Source organism: Nostoc sp. KVJ20, from assembly GCF_001712795.1.
GTDB lineage: Bacteria > Cyanobacteriota > Cyanobacteriia > Cyanobacteriales > Nostocaceae > Nostoc.
The window spans coordinates 24,801-31,189 of sequence record NZ_KV757719.1 but is presented as its reverse complement, the minus strand read 5'-3'; the positions used below and the strand labels follow the sequence as shown (position 1 = coordinate 31,189).

Here is a 6,389-nt window from a genome sequence, read left to right as displayed (position 1 = left end):
ACGGAGTTCTGAGGTGGATTAACGAGTATCAAAGACTCATTAACAAGTCCTATTTATACCAATTTGCTAAATTATAGCCACTGATCCCTGCTCCCCAATGCCCAATGCCCAATTCCCCATGCCCAATACCATGAAACAAGAATTTTGAGCAATACTGGTACAGGAAGGAATATTTACACAAAATCCCAAAATGACAATTCAACTTAGTGATAAGCCTTTGCTAGAGTGGGCAGGCGATAGTTTGGCAATTGGATTATTTGAAGATGCAGTAGAGTTAACCGGAGAACTGGCAACTTTAGATCAAAAGTTTTCTGGGGTTTTAAAAGAACTAATTACAGAAGAAGAATTTAAAGGGAAAGCTAACAGTGCAATCTTCACCCGTGTAAATGCTGATAGCCCAGTGCGTAAATTGATTATCGTAGGTTTAGGAAAACCAGATGCACTAAAACTCGATACTCTGCGCCGTGCTGCTGCTGCTGTAGCCAGGGTAGGAAAAAAGCAAAAAAGCAAAATTCTGGGATTTAGTTTTCCATTGTGGAACAACGACCCAGCCGCTAGCGCCCAAGCGATCGCAGAAGGTGTCGAATTAGCGCTTTACCAAGATATTCGCTTTAAATCAGAACCGGAAGAAAAAGGTTCACAAATAGAAACCATAGATTTACTAGGATTTGGTGGACAAGAAGCAGCCATCACCCGCGCCAATCAAATCGTTTCTGGGGTAAATTTGGCACGGCAGTTAGTAGCAGCACCAGCTAACGCAGTAACACCAATTACTTTGGCGGAAACTGCTCAAGCGATCGCAAAAGAGTACGGCTTACAAGTAGAAATTTTAGAAAAAGAAGATTGTGAAAAGTTGGGTATGGGTGCTTTTTTGGGAGTAGCGCAAGCTTCCGAGTTGCCACCTAAATTCATTCACCTGACTTACAAACCAGAAGGTACACCCAAAAAGAAACTAGCAATTATTGGCAAAGGTGTAACCTTCGATTCTGGTGGACTCAACATTAAAGGTGCTGGTAGCGGCATCGAAACCATGAAAATGGATATGGGCGGTGCAGCTGCTACCTTGGGTGCGGCAAAAGCAATTGCTCAAATTAAGCCAAATGTTGAGGTTCACTTTATCTCGGCGGTGGCTGAAAACATGATTAGCGGACGCGCTATGCATCCAGGAGACATTCTCACAGCATCAAATGGCAAAACAATCGAAGTGAACAACACCGATGCTGAAGGACGTTTAACCCTAGCAGATGCTTTAGTGTATGCCGACAAATTGGGATTAGATGCGATCGTTGATTTAGCCACCTTGACTGGTGCTAACGTCATTGCCTTGGGTGATGATATTGCGGGATTGTACACTCCCGATGATGCTGTCGCTTCCCAGATTGAGAAAGCTGCCCAAAGTTCAGGGGAAAAGATTTGGCGGATGCCAATGGAAGAAAAATATTTTGAAGGGCTAAAATCTGGGATCGCGGACATGAAAAATACAGGCCCGCGTCCAGGTGGTGCTATTACCGCTTCCCTTTTCCTTAAACAATTCGTTAAAGAAACTCCTTGGGCACATTTAGATATTGCTGGCCCAGTGTGGGCAGATAAAGAAAATGGCTACAACAGCGCAGGGGCAACTGGCTACGGTGTTCGGACACTAGTTGATTGGGTACTGGGTGCTGGGGAGTAAGAATTTTTGATTTTAGATTTTGGATTTTAGATTGAAATTTAATCCAAAATCTAAAATTCAAAATCCAAAATTGAATTGCCCCATGCCCAATCCCCAATCCCCAAATTCGTGCTATCTTGAGCTTGCCAGTAAAAATTGTTGCAATAGTAACAGAAATAATTTGGCGGTCAGAAAGTTAAGCTTTTTCGGGCATTGCCATCTGGTAAAATTTGTAAGGTTTCTAGAAGCTCTTAGCAATGAGATCGACTCGCGTAAGGATCGCAATTGACGCAATGGGAGGGGATCACGCACCCGGTGAAATCGTTGCTGGCGCATTGCGAGCACGGGAAGAATTGGGTGTAGATATATTGTTGGTTGGTGATCCCCAACAAATAGAAGCTGCCTTGCCACCAAAAACAAGTTTAGGGCAGATGGAGATCGTTCCTGCGGAGGACGCGATCGCAATGGATGAGGAGCCTTTAAACGCAGTTAGACGTAAACGCAAGGCTTCGATCAATGTGGCCATGGATTTAGTCAAGCAGCAGCAAGCAGATGCCGTATTTTCTGCCGGCCACTCTGGGGCAGCTATGGCATCAGCTTTACTCCGGTTAGGACGATTGCCAGGAATTGACCGCCCAGCCATAGGGACAGTTTTTCCCACGATTGTTGCTGGTAAGCCAGTGCTGGTACTTGATGTCGGTGCAAATGTAGATTGCCGTCCCAAGTTTTTAGAGCAGTTTGCCGTCATGGGATCGGCTTACAGTCAATATGTCTTGGGTACAACCGAGCCTAAAGTGGGTTTGCTGAATATCGGTGAAGAAGACTCTAAAGGCAACGATGCAGCCGTCCGCGCCCACCAACTGCTGCGCGAAAATTCCCAAATTAATTTTATTGGCAATGCCGAAGGGCGTGATGTGCTTTCCGGTCGCTTTGATGTGATTGTCTGTGATGGATTTGTCGGGAATGTATTATTAAAATTTGCCGAAGCCGTCGGAGAAGTAATTCTGCAAATTCTGCGGGAAGAATTACCCCAAGGATTGCATGGTCAACTCGGTTCAGCACTCTTAAAACCAAACCTGAAGCGGGTTAAACAGCGAATGGATCATGCAGAACATGGTGGTGCTTTGCTGTTAGGCGTGGCAGGAGTCTGTTTTATCGGTCACGGTAGCTCCCAAGCACCTTCAATTTTTAATGCAATTCGGATGGCAAAAGAAGCTGTTGACAACCAGGTAATACAACGAATTCAGTCCCAATATATCCTAGAGCGCGAGAGCGGTTAGTCATTGGTCATTAGTCATTGGTCATTAGTCATTGGTCATTAGTCATTGGTTATTTGTAAAGGACAACTGGCAAAGGACAAAGGACAAAGGACAACTGGCAAAGGACAAAGGACAAAGGACAAAGGACAAAAAGCTGATAGCTTGGGAGATTAGGAGTGCAAAATTTAGGCATAGCAATTATCGGAAGTGGCTCGGCAGTACCAGCAACTTCACTACATAATCAGACATTAAGTGAACTAGTTGAAACATCAGACGAATGGATAACCACAAGAACGGGAATTCGTCAACGGCGATTAGCGCTGCCGTCTGAGTCCTTGAGTGTACTCGCCACTGCCGCCAGCAGTAAGGCGATCGCAGCTTCGGGCATTAGACCAGAAGACCTAGACCTGATTCTGCTAGCGACTTCCACCCCTGATGATTTGTTTGGTAGTGCTTGTCAAGTACAGGCTCAATTGGGAGCTACCAATGCAGTGGCCTTTGACTTGACAGCTGCCTGCTCTGGCTTCGTGTTTGGTCTGGTTACAGCAGCCCAATACATTAGAACAGGTGTCTATAAAAATGTACTGTTGATAGGGGCAGATATCCTCTCTCGCTGGGTAGATTGGCAAGATCGGCGCACTTGTGTACTGTTTGGTGATGGTGCTGGGGCAGTAGTATTACAGGCTGACAAAAGCGATCGCTTATTAGGATTTGCACTTAAAAGTGATGGCACTCAAAACCATCACCTCAATCTTGCCTACGCAGGCACTTCCCAAGAACTGCTCACTGATGTAAATATCACTAAAGGCACTTACCAACCGATTACGATGAACGGCAAAGAAGTCTACCGCTTTGCTGTGCAAAAAGTGCCAGAAATCATTGACAAAGCTTTGTTTCAAGCCAACCTCAGCGTTGACCAAATAGATTGGCTGATATTGCATCAAGCCAACCAGCGGATTATCGATGCCGTTGCCCAACGCCTAAATATCCCAGAACATAAAATTATCAGTAATCTCGCCCAGTACGGCAATACCTCTGCGGCTTCCATCCCCTTAGCTTTAGATGAAGCAGTACGGCAAGGCAAAATTAAACCCAATGACATTGTTGCTACATCCGGCTTTGGTGCCGGTCTTACCTGGGGCGCGGCAATTTTTAAATGGGGAAGATAATATTTTGTCCTTTGTCATTAGTCATTTGTCCTTTGTTAATGACCAATACTTCTCTACGAGAAGCTGTGCCAACGGCAAAGCTAAGTACAAATGATAAATGATAAATGACTAATGACCAATGACCAATGACCAATGACTATTGACAAATGACAAAAACTGCATGGGTGTTTCCCGGACAAGGTTCCCAAGCGCTGGGAATGGGAATGGACTTATTAGATATACCATCTGCTAAAAACAAATTTGCCCAAGCTGAGGAAATTTTGGGCTGGTCTGTAATAGAAATCTGTCAAAACGAAGAAGAGAAGTTATCACAGACGCTATACACTCAGCCAATTCTTTATGTGGTAGAAAGCATTCTTGCTGACCTTCTCCGAGAACGAGGACACCAGCCAGATTTAGTTGCGGGTCACAGTTTGGGAGAATATTCTGCCCTTTATGTAGCGGGTGTCTTTGAGTGGTCGGCTGGTTTATATCTAGTAAAGCGTCGTGCAGAACTCATGGATAGTGCCGTCGGTGGTATGATGGCAGCTTTGATGAACTTTGACCGCGAACAGTTGGAAAAAGCCATTGCCGAAACGCCTGATGTAGTGCTGGCAAATGACAATAGTCCGGCTCAGGTGGTAATTTCAGGCACGACTGAGGCTGTACAAGCAGTGATGACTCAAGTTAAAGCAAAGCGTGCGCTTCCCCTAAAAGTTTCTGGAGCATTTCATTCACATTTAATAGCACCAGCGGCGGCTGAATTCCAAGACATTCTAGAATCTGTAGAATTTCAGCCAGCTGTTGTACCAGTTTTGTCTAATGTAGAACCAATTCCGTCTATTGATGCCAAGATTTTAAAGCAGCGCCTAAACCAACAAATGACTGGTTCTGTAAGATGGCGAGAAATTTCTCTACAATTACCAGCTAACGGCATTGAGCGAGTGATGGAAATTGGCCCTGGTAAAGTTTTAACTGGCTTGGTTAAACGTAGTAGCCCTGATTTAGTATTACAAAACATCCAGAGTGCTGCTGATTTACCCGTTTAATTGTTTTGTAGCTTTACAAATTCTGTACCCTCACCCAGAACAGAGTTAAAACTCAATTTGCCACTGTGGGTTTCTTCGACAACTTGACGAGCGATCGCTAATCCTAATCCTGTCCCTTTGCCGACAGCTTTCGTTGTAAATAAATGGTCAAAGATTTTTTGTTTGACTTCTTCTGTCATACCTTTACTGGAGTCATTGTTCTGCCACCAAAATCTTGACAATTCTGGATTTATTATTCCCAGATCATAAAATGGGTTTATTGTTGCGAGGGAACTTATCCTATGGAATACTCCATTCCCCTACCCCTGCTCCCAACGGCGGCTGAACTCCCCGACTCTGATGATACTCCTGTGGATAACGAACTGCAAAACCTGATTCCTAACTTACTGTTAGCTATTTTGTCCGCTATTTGGAGCGATCGCACCGATTGGTTTTTTGGCGTAGACATGGGTATCTACTACCTCCCGACTGCACCGAGAAAATCCATTGTCCCCGATGGCTTTTTGAGCTTGGGTGTAGAACGACGGCGACGACCGCCGAATGGAAGACTCAGTTATGTGCTTTGGGAAGAGAATTGGACACCACCCATTTTGGTTGTCGAAATCGTCTCTCAAACCTATGGTGGAGAATACGATATTAAAATGGGCAAATATTTGGATTTAGGGGTATTGTATTATGTCATCTACAATCCAGAATATTGGCAACGAGATAATCACGCTCCCTTTGAAGTGTATCGACGGGTTGATGATGAATTTGTGTTGCAGTCGCAAGAGCAATTTTGGATACCGGAGTTGCAGTTGGGAATTGGGGTAGCTGCGGGGATTCATAAAGGTTGGGAGCGAGACTGGTTATTTTGGTTTGATCAAGCTGGCTCACGCTTTCCTACCCCCGATGAACGCATAGAACAGTCAGAGCGACAGGCTCAACAGGCAGGGCAAGCCCTACAAGACTTGCGTTATCGTCTTCAACAGCAAGGTATCGATCCAGATAATTTGTAACTATAAGTAATCAGACAGAATTAATTACACAAGTTTTTTCCTGTAACCTTAGTACAGCTTTGCGTAAATTCATAGGGAATTGAGGGTTGAAATTTAAACGCAAAGGGGCGCAAAGGTAAGTGCAGAGGTACACAGAGGATTCGCTACGAATTAATGAAATGTTGTACTTAGTTTAATCACTACAGGTTTTTGGTCAGCTTCTCGATACCCTCGATAAACTAGGGTTCGAGAACCATTGTATAATTCTTCACTAACGTAATATCCGGGAATAGGAACTAAAGTAC

The 6,389-nt window shown here is 44.5% G+C and carries 5 protein-coding genes and 1 pseudogene; 5 read left to right on the top strand and 1 reads right to left on the bottom strand.

The annotated features are described in order from the left end of the window. Positions 1-190: 190 nt before the first annotated feature. The 4 genes from A4S05_RS31605 (at position 191) to fabD (ending at position 5,107) form a co-directional block, all read left to right on the top strand. On the top strand, positions 191-1,672 hold the full coding sequence (locus tag A4S05_RS31605) for a leucyl aminopeptidase (RefSeq protein ID WP_069073724.1): 1,482 nt from the start codon (positions 191-193) through the stop codon (positions 1,670-1,672). Positions 1,673-1,908: 236 nt separating this feature from the next. Continuing rightward, a complete protein-coding gene (gene plsX, locus A4S05_RS31600; protein WP_069073723.1) occupies positions 1,909-2,931 on the top strand; it encodes a phosphate acyltransferase PlsX in 1,023 nt (340 codons plus the stop codon). Positions 2,932-3,086: 155 nt separating this feature from the next. After that, positions 3,087-4,079 carry a beta-ketoacyl-ACP synthase 3 gene (locus tag A4S05_RS31595; RefSeq protein ID WP_069073722.1) on the top strand — a complete coding sequence of 331 codons (993 nt, stop codon included), beginning with the start codon at positions 3,087-3,089 and terminating at the stop codon, positions 4,077-4,079. Between the two features lie 146 nt (positions 4,080-4,225). Next, positions 4,226-5,107: an ACP S-malonyltransferase gene (fabD, locus tag A4S05_RS31590; protein ID WP_069073721.1), complete on the top strand. Its 882-nt coding sequence runs from the start codon at positions 4,226-4,228 to the stop codon at positions 5,105-5,107. On the opposite strand, the pseudogene A4S05_RS31585 reads toward fabD, so the two are convergent. Continuing rightward, positions 5,104-5,301, bottom strand: a pseudogene (locus A4S05_RS31585) (ATP-binding protein); the annotation flags it as partial. The gene fabD and the pseudogene A4S05_RS31585 overlap by 4 nt on opposite strands. 87 nt (positions 5,302-5,388) lie before the next feature. Here A4S05_RS31585 and A4S05_RS31580 point away from each other — a divergent pair. Then, the gene (locus A4S05_RS31580; protein ID WP_069073719.1) at positions 5,389-6,105 is read left to right on the top strand and encodes a Uma2 family endonuclease; all 717 of its coding nucleotides are present in this window, start codon (positions 5,389-5,391) and stop codon (positions 6,103-6,105) included. The last annotated feature ends 284 nt before the right edge of the window (positions 6,106-6,389 follow it).

Coding starts and splice junctions, on each gene's coding strand:
- fabD (WP_069073721.1), top strand. CDS start 4,226: ATGACAAAAACTGCATGGGTGTTTCCCGGACAAGGTTCCCAAGCGCTG.
- plsX (WP_069073723.1), top strand. CDS start 1,909: ATGAGATCGACTCGCGTAAGGATCGCAATTGACGCAATGGGAGGGGAT.
- A4S05_RS31605 (WP_069073724.1), top strand. CDS start 191: ATGACAATTCAACTTAGTGATAAGCCTTTGCTAGAGTGGGCAGGCGAT.
- A4S05_RS31580 (WP_069073719.1), top strand. CDS start 5,389: ATGGAATACTCCATTCCCCTACCCCTGCTCCCAACGGCGGCTGAACTC.